We start from the raw sequence: 17,042 nt of genomic DNA, 5'->3' as shown, positions 1-17,042 counted from the left end.
GGACAGGCCCTAGAAACGGCGAACCAGCCACCGTGCCAGTCCCCCTGAAGACCTGGGCTGCTCCTGTTCCTCAATGCGCCATACAGGGTGCTCAGCGTGCCGGGCAGGAAGTAATGTCCTGCTATGAGAAGCGGGGGACGCGGCCTGGGGCCGGGGCGTGTGGGCAAGGTGTACTTGCTGCTGTCGGTGCTCGGGGCTGTCGCTGCGCTCGTTGTGGCCCAGCGCTTTGATCTCGACACGGCCGAAACTGCTGTGTCTGTCCTGTTGGGGCTGGCGCCGGTCTACCTTGCCTGGGCGGCATTCCATGCTGACCGGTTGGAGGCCGGCCCGGTCAATCTGGGCAAGGTCGTGGGCGAGTTGGCGGTGGCGGTGAAGAACCAGTGGGACAGTGAGGCGGAGGTGCGCCGGGTCAACGACCCCTACCCGCTGCCCGTCGCCTGGCGGGCCGCCGACGACGACATAGCTGAGTCCTGGACACTGCTGGGAGACCTGGCCCGCGCCCGGCCAGGCGGTCCTCCAGGTGATTCGGCCTTATGGCCACCGGATGCCTCTGGGCTGGCAGGCCAGGATGCGGAGATCGGGCAGGTGTTCTCAGAGCGGGTTCCCACTCGGCGCCTGGTGATCTTGGGAGAGCCCGGTGCGGGCAAGAGCGTGCTGCTGATCCGGCTGCTGCAGGATCTCATTGCCCGCCGGAATGACAGCGACCCTGTGCCGGTGCTGTTTTCCCTGGCCTCCTGGGACCCCCGCCAGTCGCTGAAAACCTGGATGGCCGACCAGCTACGCCGCACCTACCCCGGCCTGGCCGCCGAGGCTCCGTCGTCGGTCGCTCTTAATCACACCACTGGCGACAGGGCGAAGGATCTGGCCACGTCCCTGCTGAACGCGGACCTCATCCTGCCGCTGCTGGACGGCTTGGACGAACTGCCCCCCGCTCGGCACGCTGCCGCACTCGACACGCTCAATCGCACACTGCCTGCCAGACAGGCCCTGGTCCTGACCAGCCGCACCATCCCCTACCGCACAGCCCTGACCCGGCCGGGCACCAACATCCGACTCAACGGCGCCGCCATCATCCAGCTCCTCCCCCTCGGCGCTCAGACCGCCGCCTCCTATCTGCGCCGGGACGCGGGCGGTCCTTCGGCGCCGGCCTTCGACCGGTGGGATTCCGTGATCAGCCGCTTGGGCACCACTACCCCGGTCGGACAGGCGCTGGCCACCCCGCTGGCACTGTTCCTCGCCCGCACCATCTACAACCCCCGCCCCGGCGCGTTTCCTGGGGCCCCTCAAGCTCCCCGTCCGGACGAACTGTGCGACACCACCGCCTACCCTGACCACGCCGCGATCAACGCCCGCCTCTTCCAGGCCTTCATCCCCGCCGCCTACACCCCGCACCAGCCCAACCCGCCCCGCTGGACAGCCCACCAGGCCCACAAAACCCTCGCCTTCCTAGCCAGACTTCAACACAATCAGCGTGCAGGCAGCCCCGACGTCGCCTGGTGGGAGCTGTCCAGCGCCATTCCACGCCGCACCCGCTTGCTTGCGTTCGGGCTCGTGGCCGCGATCACCATTGGGCTCATGTCCGGGCTCATCATCGGGTTTTTCGCAGGGCACACGGAAGGGCTCGAGATCGGACTCGCGGCCGGGCTTACGACTGGTTTCGCACTCGGGCTCGTGGCCGGGCTCATGGGCGCGCTCATCGCAGGGCCTGAGGGCCCGGACACTCCTCGCACTGGGCTTCGCCTGTCAGCATCAGGGTCCCTACCCGGCCTCGTGAGCGGGCTCGTTTTCGGGCTCGTGGGTGGACTCACGACCGGACTCGCGACCGGACTCGCAGGCGGACTCGCGGTTGGGCTCCTCACCGGGCCCACGTTCGGACTTGAGACGAACAGGGCCGACGTGGCCTCCAGCCCCAGCCCGCACGCTCTGTTGATCTCGGACCGTCGTAGTCACCTCGCGCACGCGCTCATGATCGGAATCATGGTCGGGGGCGTGCTCGGGGTCGTGCTCGGATTCACGGACGGCCTCATGCTCGGGCTCACGATCGGGCTCACGGTAGTGCTCTGCGCACTGGCGGTCGGGGGCACGACACGATTGGGGGCGACAGCGTGGGGAAACTTCATAGTCGCCCGTGCCTACCTGGCTGTGCGCCACAACACCCCGTGGTACCTGCTGGCATTCCTGCACGACGCACATGAACATCGCGGGGTACTACGGCGGGTTGGATCGGTGTACCAATTCCGGCACATTGATCTGCAACGCCACCTGGCTGCCCTCTAACATCCGGTCTGCTCTGACTGTCGGGGGTCGGAGGAGCACGCGCCAGCCCTGTGGCGGATGGGGGACCGGACACGGCGCTGGGTGGTAAGCCAACAGTCCTTGCACGCAGCGCGCTCGACGTTGACGGCGCTCCTGACGTCCACGGCGTGGCCGCCCTGCTCTCACACCGGGGATCCACGCGCGCCAGGGGCGTTGTCAGTGGTGGCGGGCAGGATGGCGGGCATGACAACACCAGCTGCAGTGATCGTGGACGCCGCCGCCTACGCGCAGGCAGTCGAGGATGCGATGAAGGCGTCAGCCGCCTACTACGCGGACGGTACTTCAGTGCTGGACGATGACGCCTACGACCGGCTGGTCCGGGGCATCGCCGCGTGGGAGGCCGACCATCCCGACCAGGTGCTGCCCGGCTCGCCGACGGGGAAGGTCGCCGGCGGCGCCGCGGAGGGCGACGTCCCGCACACGGTGGCAATGCTGAGCCTGGACAACGTGTTCTCGTCGGAGGAGTTCACCGCCTGGACCGCCGCGCTGGCCCGCAGGATCGGCCACGAGGTCGAGCGGTTCAGTGTCGAGCCGAAGCTGGACGGCCTCGCGATCGCCGCGCGCTACTCCCGCGGCCGCCTGAGACAGCTGATCACCCGCGGCGACGGGACGGCCGGGGAGGACGTCTCGCACGCGATCGGCACGATTGAGGGCCTGCCGAAAGAACTCGCCGAACCGGTCACGGTCGAGGTGCGGGGCGAAGTCCTGATGACGACCGCTCAGTTCGAACACGCCACCGAGGTGCGCACCGCCCACGGCGGGCAGCCGTTCGCCAATCCGCGCGGCGCGGCGGCGGGCACGTTGCGCGCCAAGGAGCGTGCCTACACCGTGCCGATGACGTTCTTCGGCTACGGCCTGCTGCCCCTGCCCGACACCGAGACGGCGCTCGCCGCGCGGCTGGGCGAAAACGCACACAGCGACCAGATGGCGCAGGCCGCCGCGTACGGAGTAAACACAACCGCCACCACGCCCGTGCCCGGCACCACGGCCGACAGCGTCGAGCAAGTACTGGCCCGGGTGCAGGAAATCGCCGCCCTGCGACCCGACTTGCCGTTCGGGATCGACGGCATTGTCATCAAGGCCGACCTGGCCGCCGATCAGCAGACCGCCGGCTCCGGAACACGCGCCCCACGCTGGGCGATCGCCTACAAACTCCCCGCTGTCGAGAAGATCACCCGGCTGCTCGAGGTGGAGTGGAACGTCGGCCGCACCGGCATCATCGCCCCGCGGGCCGTCCTGGAACCCGTCGACATCGACGGCGCCACCATCACCTACGCCACCCTCCACAACCCGGCCGACATCACCCGCCGCGACCTGCGCCTGGGCGACCACGTCACGGTCCACCGGGCCGGCGACGTCATCCCCCGCATCGAGGCCCCCGTCGCCCACCTGCGCACCGGCGACGAACAGCCCATCTTCTTCCCCGAGGAGTGCCCGCGGTGCGGTGCCGGCATCGACACCAGCGAGCAGCGCTGGCGCTGCACGATGGGCCGCAGCTGCCACCTGGTCGCCGCCCTCTCCTACGCCGCCGGCCGCGACCAACTCGACATCGAAGGCCTCGGTACCACCCGCATCGTCCAGCTCGTCGACGCCCATCTCGTCGCCGACCTCGCCGACCTGTTCACCCTCACCCGCGACCAGCTTCTGGGACTGGAGCGGATGGGCGAGACCAGTACCGACAATCTCCTCACGGCTATCACCGCGGCCAAGCAGCAGCCGCTGTCGCGCGTGCTGTGCGCGCTCGGAGTGCGTGGCACCGGCCGCTCCATGTCCCGCCGGATCGCCCGGTACTTCGCCACGATGGACAACATCCGTGCCGCCAACGCCGACGCCATGCAGCAGGTCGAGGGCATCGGCACCGAGAAGGCCCCCTCCATCGTCGCCGAACTCGCCGAACTCGCCCCACTCATCGACAAACTCGCTGCCACCGGGGTGAACATGACCGAACCCGGCGCCACCCCGCCCGCCCCCGCGGCCGGCAATGCCGACAGCAGCGTGGGGAGGGCGAAGGAGGCGGCCGGCGGCCCGCTGGCCGGAATGACCGTGGTCGTGACCGGCGCGATGACCGGCGTGATGGAGAAGCTCAGCCGCAACCAGATGAACGAACTCATCGAACGGGCCGGGGGCCGCTCGTCCTCCAGCGTCTCCAAGAAGACCACGCTGGTCGTCGCCGGCGAGGGCGCCGGATCCAAGCGGGCCAAGGCCGAAGACCTGGGTATCAGGCTGGCCAGTCCGGACGAATTCGCCACCCTCGTCGCCGACTTCCTGACATGACCCGCAGCTGTGAGACCCGGTGGTGCCCTACCTCACAGCGGAACCCCGGCAGCGAAGGGAACAACCCGACACGGCTCGCCGGTCGCCTGTATGTGACCACGGAGGGGACAGTGTCCCCGGGCCTCACCCATAGCGGGCCCACCCATAGCCCACGGGGACGATCGTCCGGCTGAAGCCTCATGGAGCCTCCCGCCGAGAGGCGACCGCCCGCCGCACGACACCGCACGCGGCCCCGGCTGGTCTCCCCCGTCCAGCCGGGGCTTCCCCACGAAGTCGCGTGTTGGCCCGTCAGCGACCTGACGCCTCCTCCCCCCCCCCGGCCTCGGCGGGGCCCTGAACAACCTCTCCATCGACCCTGAACGACCGAAGCAGTCGCTGGCTGCCCTCTGGCCCACCTCGGCTTGTGCCCACCCCATCTCCAGTGCTGCGGCCGTCCGAACCGCTCACGGGGCGGGTCGGCTGTTGGTCAGCAGGGTGCTCAAGTACCGGGTGTGCGCGGTGAGCAGCTTGATTGCGCGGTCGGTGCCGCCCGGGAGGAACGGCAGCAGGGCCAGGGCCGGGAGTACCGCGGCGAGGGCCACGAGGACGGCGGGGGTGAGGAGGGCAACGATCAGAACGCGCTGGAGCGCGCCCACGGTACGCGGCGAGGGCAGCCAGACGGGCAGCACGGAAGCCTCCTGTGGTCGAGGATGGGTCCGCGGTGTGCGGTGAGGCAACTGTGCCGCGCGGTTGGGTAGTTCACGCCCGTCCGGGGCATTGCCGCAGGTAGAGTCCGGAAAACGGAGGGTTGTTCCGGGACGGTCGCGGACAACGAGGCCCGGCGTGGCAAGGGGGAATCACCGATGGCGGGGCGGGCAGGCAGGCCGTGGGGGCCGATCCGGGCCGAGAGCGCGGAGGCAAACGCACTCGCCGACTTTCTGCGCGCGCAGGTCGACGCCAGCGGCAAGACCCTGAACGGGCTGGCAGGCGAGATCCCCGTTTCCAAGACCCGGATCAGCGACTATCTCGGCGGCAAGGTCCCCGACCAGAAGTTTGTGTCCGCACTGATTCGCGCGACGGTTCCCGAACCGCGGCTGCGGGAACGCCGTATGGCCGAAGCCGGGAAGCTGCTGCGGGCCGCCGCTCACCCCTCGCCGGTGAAGCCTCAGCCCTCCGCCACATCCGCTTTGGAACTCGCCGAGGCCCGGGCCCAGCAGGTCGAGATCTACGACCGGCTCACCCGCTCCCTGGAGCAGCAAAACGAATTACGCGAGGCGGCCGGGAACTCCGCGAAACTCGTCATGATCCTCCTGTCCATGATCAATGGGTTGGAGCGGCGGATTACCGACCTGACCAGCGAACGCGACCAGCTGCACGCCGCACACGCCGACGCCGGCGCACTTGTGCAGACTCAGCAGCAGCTCACCCGCGCTCAAGAACAGGAACAGCGCGCCCAGCAGGAACTCCAACGCGCCCAGGAGAAACAACGCCAGGCCGAGGAGCTCGCCGCCCGAGTTCAAGCCCAGGTCGAACAGCTCACCGACGAGCTCGACCGGCTGCGTACGGGCGCCACCAGCGCCACCATTACGGGATACGACGACCCTGTCCCCGGGACCGCCCATCTCGCCACCACCGATCCGGTCGGAGACGACATCGACGAGGCACTGGCCCGGGTCGTGGCCGTCAATGACCGCGACGATCAAACGCTGCGGCGTATCACTCACGACCTTGTCGAAGACGTCCTGACGGAAGAGGTTGTCCGGAACAACACGCCGGACAACCCTGCATCCAGCCCCAGCGCCGCGGACAACCTCACCGCCCTGCGGGCGGCCGCCGAAGCGGCAGCCGAGGGAGGTGACTTCCGCGAGGCCATCCGGCTGTACACCGCCCGACTGAATGCCTCCGTTCACCTGCAAGGCCCTGAGCATCCCGACACCCTCGCCACCCGGCACATGGTGGCCTTCTGGCGTGGGGAGGCGGGGGATGCGGCCGGTGCCGCGAAGGCGCTGGCCGAGTTGCTGCCCGTCGTGACGCGCGTGCAGGGCGCCGAACACCCTGACACTCTCACCACCCGGCACAACCTGGCCTCCTGGCGGGGGCGCGCAGGAGAAGTAGCCGGTGCCGCCGCCGCTCTCGCCGAGCTCCTGCCCGTCCGCGAGCAGGTCCTCGGCGCTGAACACCCCGACACTCTCACCACCCGGCACGACCTGGCCACCTGGCGGGGGCAGGCAGGAGAAGTAGCCGGTGCCGCCATCGCTCTCGCCGAGCTCCTGCCCGTCCGCGAGCAGGTCCTCGGCGCCGAGCACCCCATACCCTCATCACCCGGCACGACCTGGCCTTCTGGCGGGGGCAGGCAGGGGAAGTGACCGGAGCCGCCGCCGCGTTCGCTGAGCTCCTGCCCCTCATGGAGCGGGTCCGGGGCGCCGGGCATCCCTACACCCTGACAACCCGTCACGAACTGGCCTTCTGGCGGGGCCGCTCGGGAGATCCAGCCGGTGCCGCGGCCGCGTTCGCTGAGCTCCTGCCCCTCGTCGAGCGGGCCCGCGGAGCGGAGCACCCCGACACCCTCGCCACCCGGCACAATCTGGCCTCCTGGCGGGGACGCGCAGGGGATGCAGCCGGAGCCGCCAAGGCCTTCGCCGAGCTCCTGCCCGTCCGCGAGCAGGTCCTCGGCGCTGAACACCCCGACACTCTCACCACCCGGCACGACCTCGCCTCCTGGCGGGGACGGGCAGGGGAAGTGACCGGAGCCGCCGCCGCGTTCGCTGAGCTCCTGCCCCTCATGGAGCGGGTTCGCGGAGCGGAGCACCCCAACACCCTCACGACCCGGCAGCAACTGGCTCGCTGGCGGGGGGAGACAGGGGATGCCGCCGGAGCGGCGGCCACGCTCGCCGAACTGCTGGCCATCCGCGAGCGACTGCATGGCCGCGCGCACCCCCAAACCCACGCCACGCGGCACGACCTGGCCTTCTGGCGAGGTCGCTCGGGGAACGCGGCAGGCGCCGCAGCTGCATTCGCTGAGCTCCGGCCTCTCCTGGAACGGGCGCTGGGAAGCGAGCACCCCGACACCCTCGCGGCATGTCACAACCTGGCCGTCTGGCGGGGAGAGGCAGGGGATGCCGCCGCTACGGCGGAGTCCCTGGCTGAGCTGCTGCCCGTCAGCGAACGGATACTAGGAGCTGAGCACCCCGACACCCTCGCCACCCGGCACCAACTGGCCGTCTGGCGGGGAGAGGCAGGGGATGCCGCCGCTACGGCGGAGTCTCTGGCTGAGCTGCTGCCCGTCAGCGAACGGGTACTAGGGGCTGAGCACCCCGACACCCTCGCCCTTCGGCACAACCTGTCCCGCTGGCTGGGCGAGGCGGGAGATCCGGCCAGAGCGGCCGTGGCTTTCGCCGAGCTCCTGCCCGTACGAGAACGCATCCTGGGGCCCGAGCACCCTGCCACCCTCGCCACCCGGAACCAACTAGCCCGCTGGCGGGGAGAATCGGGGGATGTCGTCGGCACGGCGGAGGCACTGGCTGAGCTGCTGCCCGTACGAGAACGCGTGTTGGGCGCCGAGCATCCCGACACCCTCTCCACCCGGCAACAGCTCGCCCGCTGGCAGGGGCGTGCGGGCGACCCGGCAGGCGCCGCAGAGGCACTGACCGAACTGCTGCCCCTCTGGGCGCGCGTCTGCGGCCCCGAGCACCCCAGAACCCTCACCGGCCGGTACCAGCTTGCCTTCTGGCGGGGACGAGCGGGTGACCCGGCAGGCGCAGCCGCAGACTTCGCCGAACTGCTGCCCATACGAGAACGCATCCAAGGACCCGAGCACCCCGACACGCTCGCCACCCGGCACCAATTGGCCCGCTGGCAGGGAGAATCGGGGGATCCGGTCGGCGCGGTGGCCGACTACTCCGAACTGCTGCCCGTCCGGCAGCGGGTGCAGGGAGCTGACCACCCCAGCACCCTGCACACCCGCTATCAACTGGCCTTCTGGCGCGGGGAAGCAGGCAACGCGGCCACCGCCGCGGAAGCTTTCGCTGAGCTACTACCGGACTTCGAGAGGGTACTGGGACCCGACCACCCCGACACCCTCGAAACCTGGTACCAACTGGCGCGTTGGCGGGGAGAATCGGGAGATGCGGCGAGCGCAGCGGCCGAGATCGCCGAACTACTGCCAGTCCGGCAGCGGGTACTGGGGCCTGAGCACCCTCACACCTTCGCCACCTGGAACGCGCTGGAGCGCTGGAGTAAACCCACGGAAGATCAGACCTCCAGAATCGACCGGCCTTTCGAGCAGCATGAAGGCTGACGACCTGGTGCGCAATTGCCTCGCACCTGCGCCGCCCCGCGATCCATCCTCGCGGCCATGACGTCGCACGATGCGCCTGACGGCTCCCGGACCGCTCCCGGCGGTGCCGGGCTGGTGATCCGGCAAGAGACGGCTGACGATCACCGAGATGTGTGCGAGGTTCATACGCGGCCTTCGGTGACAGCGATCGGGTTCCCGGGCTCGCGGAGGCACTTCGCGTTGCGGAGGCTGCATTGGCGCCGATGCCCGGTCGCCCTCGGCTCAGCTACCCCCGCCGGGTTCCGCCCGTGCACCCTGGCCCACGTCTTCGCCTATGCCCAGGCCGAGGGCGTGCACCTGCGGTTGGACGGCACCGAGATCCAGGTCCGCCGTCGAGTTCGCAGGATTGGACCGGACCGGGAGCCGGGGGGCGGCAGTTCAATCGGTGTCGGTGGCGGCGAGCACGGCCAGGCGACGACGCGAGGAGACCGCGACCAGACCTATGTCCCAGGCCACGTGCTCGAACCAGACGCTGTCGGCACTGAAGCCATACCAGTCGGTGTTCTTGACGTCATTTTCCACCGTGTCGAACGACGCGCCCTCGGCGGAGCCGGAGGCCGCGCCGAGGGATCGCCAGGTGGCCAGCCGCCCGTACGCGCCGTATTCACCGTGGTTGTAGGCCCCGCCGGCGGACGCTGCTGCGAAGAGAGTCCGCCAAGCTCGTTCAGGACGTACGGCCGAGACGGTGAAGCCGTTACGTGCCCCCAGCCCCGTCAGACACTCCAGGTCCAGCACCCGCAGCAGGCTGGCGACCGCTGGGGCGCCGAGGTCCCCCGCGAGGTCGAAGATCCTGGCCTCGAAACGTCCGTTGGATTCGGCTGCCCAGTTGGCCACAGCCGAGGGCAGGGCCGACATCCCCGGATCCGATGTCGTCTCCACGACGGCAGGGACCTTTGCGTCCTGGTGGGAAGGTTTCGTGGGGCTGTCCATTTCGGAAGAGGGCAGTTCATAGCTGCTTCCGCCGAGGGTGTAGCTCGGCAGCGGCGGCCTGGCTTCCACTTCGGACAGCGACAAGGGCAGCCAGCGGAGTGGGTGATGGTTCCAGTGTGAGGAGCCTGCCCACCTTGCGATGTCAGGAAGTGCGCTGACCTGTAGGCCTCTCAGTATCAGTTCCTGGAGGAGGCAGGCCCGCAGTTCCTCCACCCCGCTCACCCGCGCAGAGCCGCCGACGAAGACGGTCCCAAGTTGATCCGGGTCCTGGCCGGAGGCGAGCAGGGATGCGGCATAGCGCGCCTGCTTCGGAGCGACGGACGTGGCCGAGGCCACCAGCCGAACCGCGTGCTCGATGTGGCCTACTCCGGGCGTAGTGGTGAGAAGACGCAGGACGCGGTCGAAGACACTGCGGTACTGCCACATCTGAGGGACGGCGGAACCGTACTGCTTCGCCAGCGCCTTCCCGAGGTCCGCCAGAAAGGCCGCATCCCCCTCAGCGAGGCGTTGCTCCGCTTCATCCCAGACCTTCGCCACGCTCTTCATGCGGGGCAGTCGCGTCACGATCTTCGCTATCCGGTCAGGCACTCCGCGATCCTACGAGGGGCGGATGGCGCGCCGGAAACGCATTTTCGGATGGCCCGGCGCTCCCCCGGGCGGCACCCTCGTCCGAAGCGTTCCCCTACGATCAGCATATGAGCGCGTGGAATCAGAGCTTGGACGCTGCGGATATCCAAGAGGCGCAGTTGCGGCGGGATTACGGCGCCCAGCGGCAGTCCGTGGCGCGCTTTCGGCGTGCCTCATATCTCGCGGCCCGTCTGCTACTGCCTAAGGCGGTCTTGCCCCATGTGGTGGCGGCAACAGCAGTGATGCACCACGGAGACAACCTGCTGGACACCGGCGCGAAGCCGCAGCGAATTGCGGCATGGGAGTCGTGGGAGCAGGCGATCCGTAAGGCGCTGGACAGCGGCGTGAGCGACGATGCGTTGATCCGCACGCTGCTGCACACCACGGCAGCGTTCCCCTGGCTCCGGGAGGTGGTGCAGGAGTACCTCTCCACTGCCGCCGCCGAATTGGACTTCACCGGCTTCGCCACAGAGGCCGACTACCAGAAGTATGTCGACGCCTACTCGCTGCCCGCCTTCATGCTGGTCGCGTCCCTGCTCGGCCCCGAGCACGACGACGGGACCTTCCGGGCAGGGTGCCGGATGTTCATCGACGGCAGCCAGCGGCTGGACTTTGTGAACGACCTCGCCGAGGACCTCGCCGAAGGGCGGCTGGGCATTCCGGTGGAGACGCTGGAACGCTTCTCGGTAACGGAGAGAGACCTAATAGGAGGGCGCAAATCACCGGGCGTACGCGAGCTGTTGGAAAGCCAGATCGAGACAGCCCGCTCTTCGTTGCTCACGGCCAAGGAAATGCCGGCCCTGACCGCGAACCCCAACGGGGTTCTGTTGGAGGCGGTCGTCGAGATCGAGCTTTTGACCGCTGATGCGGCGCTCGCGCACGGAGCCCGGTTGCTGCGCGGGTCCGTATCACCGCCGGTGGTGGGCTCGCTACGAGTGATGCTGGACGCTCGTCGAAGGGCTCGCAGGGAGCTCCAGAATGTGACCTAACCGCGCCGCTGCACACACAGGATTGCTGACCGCCCGCGAATGTGTGAGCCGTCTGACGGGAGAGTTCAGCGTGCGGGCGACCTCAAAGCGGACTCCTGGTCAGCCGTCGGCCTCTCACTGCACGAAGCCCGCTCCCGCGGGTAGTTGGCGGGCTCCGGCCTTCGTGCCTTAGCCGGATCCGATGCGACCGAAGCCAAAGCCCCCGAGCAGGACGACGGGACTTTCCGGGCGGTGTCCAACGGCGTCGTGCACGACTGAGGTTGGGCCGCGCCGGCCTGGCGAGTTGGCCGTTTGGTGATGACCGCTCGGCAGTGCGGTCGCAGACTAGGCCGGCGATGGCCAGTTGGGGCTCGTCTTAGTACTGGCGCAGGCCGACGCACCGCTGGACTGGGCTGGCCGCCACTCCGTCCAGGGTGGCGACGAAGTCCTCGACCCCGGCCAGCTGGATCCGTAGCTTCTCCACCTGCTCGGCTGCGGCCTGCTGGTGGGTCCGTACGCGTTCCAGCGGGGCTTCGTGCTCGTCGGCGTCGAGGTCGGTGCCCGCATCGACACGATCGGTGGCTTCCAGCAGGTCGCGGCCGGGTCCTGATCGAGGTCGGAGACGGCAACACGTCCGGCAAAATCGGGTGGGCAGCTACGTCAGTCACTCGTCACACGGCATGTCTGATATCAACTCCCGCACACTCGTGCATGTTGGTACCGAGGCCCGCCCCGTCCCCCCACCCGCGTGGCAGACCTCGCTCCTCCGCGCGAGCCAAGAGCCGACTCTGCTATGCCGCGTACCCGTCCACGGAGACAGGCCGCTGTCGTGCGCGGGAGCGGTGAAGGTCGCTGTGTTCATGCCACCCTCCCCTGCTACATTGCGCTTCAAGATCAGAAAAACGGGGGCAGGACATGACCGTGCAAGGGCACGTCGGGGGCTATCAAGTCCAGACGAGCGCGATGGACAGCGAGGCGCAGACACTCGACACGGCGGGTGACGACGTCGGCGCCATCGCCAGGGCGGTCAAGGACACCGCCTGCTACCCCTCGGACGTCCTCGGCGGCTCCGACTCGGGCCCCGCCTACAACAACTTCGCCGGTGACTGGCAGGCAGAGGCCAAGGTCCTGGAGAGCGCCCTGCACGAACTGGCCGACAAGGTGCGGGTGTCCAAGGCGAACTACCAGGGCGCCGAGCACGCTTCCATTCGGGGCATGAGCGCGGCGGGCGGCGAGGGCGTGACGACGATGCCCGCGCCCGCCGGGGATGTTCCCGCACCGGGCTACCGCACCATGCCCGCGCCCGGCACGCCGCCGCGCGGCCTGTCCGACTTCGGCTGAGCGTCCTTCGTACCGCGTACGAGTCCGCACTCCTGCCCTCACCACGACAGAAGGCCGCACCGTCATGCCCGACGCAGGCGAATCCACCACCGACCGCCGCCAGAAGCTCGCCGAGTACCACGACTCCATCTCCTCGGCCGACAGCAAGAACGATCTCATCGGAGCCATCAACAACGCCCTGGGCGTCTCGGCGCCTGTTGGTGACCCCGGGGTCCTCGAGGGTCTCGCCAAGACCTACCGCAAGCAGATCGACGACGTCGCCGACGTGCACCGGCGGGTGCAGAAGGTCGCCAACGAGGGCCTGCCGGACGCCTGGGTGGGCAGCACCGGGGCGCGGGCGTCCGAGGTGGTGATGGCCGCGGCGCGCTCCGCCGAGCAGATGGAGCAGGCGTTCAGCGGCGCGGCCGGCGCCTTGTTCCGCTTGGCCGACGCGCTGACCAACGCCAAGGCCCAGGACAGGGGTGGCCGCGAGCAGTTGCGCGAGGCGCTCGGCATGCTCGGCGGTGAGGACGGCTTCTTCGACGGCATGGTGGAGAAGGACGCCGAGGAGGCGGAGCGGCTGCGGGCCCGCAGCATCGCGGCCGCGGGCGCCAAGACGATGCACTCCGCCGCGGAGGTGGCCGACGACGCGGCGCGGGCCGCGGCGCGCGACCTCAACAAGCTGGCGTCCGAGGCCCGGGCGGGCCAGATGAAGACCGACAACATCTCCGCCGCCGACCGCCTCGTGCTCGCCGACATCGCGGGCCCCGGCGGCCCCGCGGAGATGAACGAGCTGCTGACCGCGAACGACCTGGAGCGCTCGGGTCGCGCGATGGAACGCCTCGACGCCCGTGAGGAGGCCGAGTTCGAGCGGATGCTCGCCGAGGCGAAGACCCCGCAGGAACGGGCGTACCTCGTCAAGGCACTGGCCGCCGGGTACGACGTCAAGGAGGTCGGCGAGTTCCGCGACAAGATCCACGGCAAGGACCCTGACTGGCTGCAGCGGCACTTGACGCCGGTCACCACGGCCGGGGACAGCATGAACAACGAGGGGGTCAACACCAGCGGCCCCAACGAAGGCGCAAACAAGAACACGGACCAGCAGACGTTCAAGGGCGAGAGGTGGTCGCAGGAAGGCAACACCTGCGTGCCGTCGACCGTCGTCACCGGGCGCGCCATGGTCGATCCGGTGTACGCCCTCGAACTCACCGGGGGCCCCTCCGGGCAGGATGACGACCCCGGCGCCTTCCGGGACCGGCTGCGCGACGAGCAGCTGCGGATGCACGACGAGGGCGACGGCAACGACGCGTACGACTTCCCCTTCGGCTCGACACCCGACGGCATGGACAACGACGGCAAGACCGAGATCTCCAACAAGGAGATCAGTCCGCACACGGGCGGCGAGTACGAGTTCCAGGAGGTCAGGAGCGCGGACGACCGCCGGGACGCGCTCCCCGACATCCAGCGGGCCGTCGCCGAGGGCAGACCGGTGCCGATCGGCGTCGAGGGCAAGGACGAGAACGGCGACCGGGTAGGCCACTCCATGATGATCGTCGGTCAGGAGGGCGACATGCTGCAGGTCTACAACCCCTGGGGAACGACCACGTGGGTCAGCGAGGACGACTTCGTCAACGGCAACATGGGCAAGGCCTCCGACAAGGACCTGCCCGACGCCTACGGCGTCCACCTGCCCGCCCAGTGAACGGAAGGCCGATCCCCGTGAAGTCCAGCAACCGCCTGTCCACCGCCCTGGCCCTGCCGCTGACGGCCGTGATGCTGTCCGGGTGCGGCCTCTTCGGCCCCGAGACGTTCGAGGCCGGCGATCGGTCCATCGAAGTGGACGTGGGCGACACGTTCGAGCTGAAGCTCCCGGCCAGCCCGTCGATGGGCCAGGACTGGAGCATCGTTGACCCCGGTCCCGACCGTGCCACCGTGCGCCAGGAGGGCGGCCGGGAGGAGGACTTCGGGGGCGACAGCGGTGTCGACGGGGGTGGTGACGGTACGCAGACCTTCACCTTCGAGGCCGTTGCCGCGGGCACCACGAAGATCAAAATGAGCTACTGCGTGCTGGGCCAGTGCCCCGACGGCGACGACCGCACCGCGACGGGCAGCCCCGGCAACGACCCGGCGTACTTCATCTACACGGTCACCGTGCGATGACCGGAACGGACGTACCGATGAACCCCAGCAAGACCGACGAAGAGTCAGCGCAGGCCGACATCGCCATGCTCCTGCGCTACGGGATCGGTGCCCAGGGCCCACGTCGCAGCGCCCTGTTCGGCGACGGAGCCGTGGGCGCCGCGGTCACGCTCGACCGCCTCGGGGTCCAGCCCCGCTCGGTGGCGTTCCTCGGCAGGACCGTCCGCAGCGGTGGTACCGCCTACACCGCCCGCCTGCCGGAGCTGCTGCCCCAGCCAGCGGCCTCCGACCTGGTGCGCGGCTGGCTGGATGCGGCCGCGTCGGTGGCCCGGCCCGTGGAGGGCGACGAGGTCGTGGCCCGCTGGCTGGAGGCGGTCGCCGAACTCGTCGGGCTTCGCCGCACTGCCCGTGAGCGCGCCGCCCGCTGAGCTCAGTCCCTTAGCCGCTTAACCGCCCGCGACGGCCCGCGGCGTCAACAGCTCCAGGCGGGTCATGCCTGGAACTTGGCTGATGGGTCAGGAACTGACTGGCCCTGCCCCCCGGTACAGAGAGTCCCCGCGCGAGCCCGATACGGCACGCTCAGACCCGCCCCGGGCAGAGCAGACCGCACGCCTGATTGGCGCCCAGCTGAACAACGTCCCGCTGCACGTCTCGGAAGTTGCCGGTGACTACGTGCCCTAGATGCCGGGCAAGGAGGAACTTCCGGCGGAATCAGGAGACTTCTGTCTCCGCTTTCTCACTGGTGCCACCGACTGGGAGCGGGTGCAGGGACCAAAGTTGGAGAGTGCTGCGGGTGATCGGCGATCCACGTCCATGCGGTCCACGCGCCGCGCAACGGGCCGGTGGTGCAGGCGCTTTCACACCCACCCTGGGGCACGTCATCCGGCCGAGGCGTCCTCGGCCTCCCAGCGCAGCAGGTCGCCCGGCTGGCACTTGAGCACCTCGCAGAGCGCGGCGAGTGTCGCGAAGCGCACCGCCTTGGCGCGGCCGTTCTTGAGTACCGCCAGGTTGGCGGGAGTGATCCCTACGCGGTCCGCGAGCTCGCCCACGGACATCTTCCGCTTGGCCAGCATCACGTCGATGTCGACGGCAATCGGCATCAGATCACCTCGTCCAACTCGGCCTGCATTTGCGCCGCTTCACTATCGCGCGCGACGGCCTGGGCGAGCAGCATCCGCAGCACGAGCACGATGAGCGCGACCCCCAAAATGGCCACGCCGACCCCGCCCATAATGACGGTGACGCCCGGGTCTTCCCTTTGGCCAGGCGCGTTGACGGCTGTGACCGCGAACCACACGAGGGCAGCAGCCACGATTGCGCCGATCACGCCGTCCACGTACCGGAAGGCTGCGTGGGAGAACACGGTTCCGCGTCGCACCATCGTCACCAGCCGCCACACGCAGACCAGGGCTACCTGGACCGACACCATGCCCAGGATCGTGATCACGCGCAGCGGGGTCAGTGGGAGCGACCCGTCCTCCGGGTCGCTCCCACTGACCAACGTCCACACCATCAATGCCTGCACGAACAGGGTGCCGGCGAGCACCACCACGAGCACGGCGCGCAGCGCACCCACGGTCAGCTTTCCCATGAACCGTCCCTCCATCGAGTTGCGATGGGAATCTATCGAATATCGATAGATTAATCAAGGGCTGGGACGGAGGCCGGGAGGCGGTTTCGCACCGCGGCGGGACTCAGCCGCCGCCTCCCATGACATGGCGTTCGCGCGAACCGTCTTGAACTCGTCGAAGTCGGCCTCGCCTGGGCATAAACCGGACACCATCCGACTAGGCCGATGCCTGGCCCCACCACCAATCTCCTCTAAAGCGTCTTGCACAAGGCTGTGAGCTGGGCATCTCCGTTACGTGGCGGGGGCCTAAAGGGCTGAGCGGGTGTGGGTGGAGACGTTCACCGGGCTGCAGGTGACGCAGTTTGCACACCTGTTGAAGGTGGTGCGGGAGCGGGGCGGGAACGGCACCTTTCACGTCGGCGCCACCACCCGTAGGCCACACGACCGCCAACCGGGGACTCTTCCAGCCGCAGCCTCCACGGGCGAACCAGAGGAAGTCGAATGACGTGCGCAGCTCTCGGGCGTGTGCGGCGAGGGACACCGAATGCTCCATCCCCCGGCACGCGGTCTGGCTGCCGGGGCT

General features: G+C 69.1%; 13 protein-coding genes and 2 pseudogenes. 10 read left to right on the top strand and 5 right to left on the bottom strand.

Features of this window, described 5'->3' with window-relative positions; translation table 11 throughout:
- Window positions 1–159 precede the first annotated feature (159 nt).
- On the top strand, window positions 160–2,277 hold the full coding sequence (locus ACFY5C_RS26875; RefSeq protein ID WP_389448258.1) for an NACHT domain-containing protein: 2,118 nt from the start codon (window positions 160–162) through the stop codon (window positions 2,275–2,277).
- 222 nt (window positions 2,278–2,499) lie between these two features.
- On the top strand, window positions 2,500–4,590 hold the full coding sequence (gene ligA / locus ACFY5C_RS26870; RefSeq protein WP_389448256.1) for an NAD-dependent DNA ligase LigA: 2,091 nt from the start codon (window positions 2,500–2,502) through the stop codon (window positions 4,588–4,590).
- 443 nt (window positions 4,591–5,033) lie between these two features.
- Here the strand turns inward: ligA and ACFY5C_RS26865 are convergent, their stop codons facing one another.
- Window positions 5,034–5,258, bottom strand: coding sequence for a dTMP kinase (locus tag ACFY5C_RS26865; RefSeq protein ID WP_389448254.1), 225 nt, complete (start codon window positions 5,256–5,258; stop codon window positions 5,034–5,036).
- Window positions 5,259–5,432: 174 nt separating this feature from the next.
- Between ACFY5C_RS26865 and ACFY5C_RS26860 the strand changes: the two genes are divergently transcribed.
- Together ACFY5C_RS26860 and ACFY5C_RS26855 are read left to right on the top strand one after the other, a co-directional pair.
- Window positions 5,433–6,935 (top strand): tetratricopeptide repeat protein, encoded by a 1,503-nt coding sequence (locus ACFY5C_RS26860; RefSeq protein ID WP_389448252.1) that lies wholly within the window; start codon window positions 5,433–5,435, stop codon window positions 6,933–6,935.
- Entirely contained in the window at window positions 6,932–8,866 is a 1,935-nt protein-coding gene (locus ACFY5C_RS26855) for a tetratricopeptide repeat protein (RefSeq protein WP_389448251.1), read from the top strand. The genes ACFY5C_RS26860 and ACFY5C_RS26855 overlap by 4 nt, the downstream gene beginning before the upstream one ends.
- Window positions 8,867–9,283: 417 nt before the next feature.
- Here ACFY5C_RS26855 and ACFY5C_RS26850 read toward each other — a convergent pair whose 3' ends face one another.
- Window positions 9,284–10,381, bottom strand: coding sequence for a DUF6183 family protein (locus ACFY5C_RS26850; RefSeq protein ID WP_389448610.1), 1,098 nt, complete (start codon window positions 10,379–10,381; stop codon window positions 9,284–9,286).
- A gap of 149 nt (window positions 10,382–10,530) precedes the next feature.
- On the opposite strand from ACFY5C_RS26850, the gene ACFY5C_RS26845 reads away from it, so the two are divergent.
- Window positions 10,531–11,451: a squalene/phytoene synthase family protein gene (locus tag ACFY5C_RS26845; protein ID WP_389448249.1), complete on the top strand. Its 921-nt coding sequence runs from the start codon at window positions 10,531–10,533 to the stop codon at window positions 11,449–11,451.
- A gap of 355 nt (window positions 11,452–11,806) precedes the next feature.
- Here the strand turns inward: ACFY5C_RS26845 and ACFY5C_RS26840 are convergent.
- Window positions 11,807–12,028 (bottom strand): annotated as a pseudogene (locus ACFY5C_RS26840) (hypothetical protein); the annotation flags it as partial.
- 317 nt (window positions 12,029–12,345) lie between these two features.
- On the opposite strand from ACFY5C_RS26840, the gene ACFY5C_RS26835 reads away from it, so the two are divergent.
- From ACFY5C_RS26835 to ACFY5C_RS26820, 4 genes are all read left to right on the top strand, one after another.
- Window positions 12,346–12,771 (top strand): type VII secretion target, encoded by a 426-nt coding sequence (locus ACFY5C_RS26835; RefSeq protein WP_389448247.1) that lies wholly within the window; start codon window positions 12,346–12,348, stop codon window positions 12,769–12,771.
- Between the two features lie 64 nt (window positions 12,772–12,835).
- Window positions 12,836–14,452: a WXG100 family type VII secretion target gene (locus tag ACFY5C_RS26830; RefSeq protein WP_389448245.1), complete on the top strand. Its 1,617-nt coding sequence runs from the start codon at window positions 12,836–12,838 to the stop codon at window positions 14,450–14,452.
- 17 nt (window positions 14,453–14,469) lie between these two features.
- A complete protein-coding gene (locus ACFY5C_RS26825) occupies window positions 14,470–14,910 on the top strand; it encodes a protease inhibitor I42 family protein (protein WP_389448243.1) in 441 nt (146 codons plus the stop codon).
- Between the two features lie 17 nt (window positions 14,911–14,927).
- On the top strand, window positions 14,928–15,317 hold the full coding sequence (locus tag ACFY5C_RS26820; RefSeq protein ID WP_389448241.1) for a hypothetical protein: 390 nt from the start codon (window positions 14,928–14,930) through the stop codon (window positions 15,315–15,317).
- A gap of 450 nt (window positions 15,318–15,767) precedes the next feature.
- Here ACFY5C_RS26820 and ACFY5C_RS26815 read toward each other — a convergent pair whose 3' ends face one another.
- Window positions 15,768–15,989 (bottom strand): helix-turn-helix domain-containing protein, encoded by a 222-nt coding sequence (locus ACFY5C_RS26815; protein ID WP_389448239.1) that lies wholly within the window; start codon window positions 15,987–15,989, stop codon window positions 15,768–15,770.
- A complete protein-coding gene (locus tag ACFY5C_RS26810; protein WP_389448237.1) occupies window positions 15,989–16,480 on the bottom strand; it encodes a DUF2975 domain-containing protein in 492 nt (163 codons plus the stop codon). The genes ACFY5C_RS26815 and ACFY5C_RS26810 overlap by 1 nt, the downstream gene beginning before the upstream one ends.
- Before the next feature lie 301 nt (window positions 16,481–16,781).
- Here ACFY5C_RS26810 and ACFY5C_RS26805 point away from each other — a divergent pair.
- Window positions 16,782–16,868 (top strand): annotated as a pseudogene (locus ACFY5C_RS26805) (IS5/IS1182 family transposase); the annotation flags it as partial.
- Window positions 16,869–17,042: the final 174 nt, after the last annotated feature.

This window comes from Streptomyces sp. NPDC012935, from assembly GCF_042900345.1.
Lineage (GTDB): Bacteria > Actinomycetota > Actinomycetes > Streptomycetales > Streptomycetaceae > Streptomyces.
Note: the sequence above shows the minus strand (reverse complement) of the source record. Positions and strands in the feature narration are given on the sequence as shown.

What these genes read in the sequence shown, in the direction of transcription:
- ACFY5C_RS26815 (WP_389448239.1), bottom strand. Translation starts at nt 15,989, where the DNA reads ATGCCGATTGCCGTCGACATCGACGTGATGCTGGCCAAGCGGAAGATG.
- ACFY5C_RS26830 (WP_389448245.1), top strand. Translation starts at nt 12,836, where the DNA reads ATGCCCGACGCAGGCGAATCCACCACCGACCGCCGCCAGAAGCTCGCC.
- ACFY5C_RS26810 (WP_389448237.1), bottom strand. Translation starts at nt 16,480, where the DNA reads ATGGGAAAGCTGACCGTGGGTGCGCTGCGCGCCGTGCTCGTGGTGGTG.
- ACFY5C_RS26835 (WP_389448247.1), top strand. Translation starts at nt 12,346, where the DNA reads ATGACCGTGCAAGGGCACGTCGGGGGCTATCAAGTCCAGACGAGCGCG.
- ACFY5C_RS26850 (WP_389448610.1), bottom strand. Translation starts at nt 10,381, where the DNA reads ATGAAGAGCGTGGCGAAGGTCTGGGATGAAGCGGAGCAACGCCTCGCT.
- ACFY5C_RS26820 (WP_389448241.1), top strand. Translation starts at nt 14,928, where the DNA reads ATGAACCCCAGCAAGACCGACGAAGAGTCAGCGCAGGCCGACATCGCC.
- ACFY5C_RS26845 (WP_389448249.1), top strand. Translation starts at nt 10,531, where the DNA reads ATGAGCGCGTGGAATCAGAGCTTGGACGCTGCGGATATCCAAGAGGCG.
- ligA (WP_389448256.1), top strand. Translation starts at nt 2,500, where the DNA reads ATGACAACACCAGCTGCAGTGATCGTGGACGCCGCCGCCTACGCGCAG.
- ACFY5C_RS26860 (WP_389448252.1), top strand. Translation starts at nt 5,433, where the DNA reads ATGGCGGGGCGGGCAGGCAGGCCGTGGGGGCCGATCCGGGCCGAGAGC.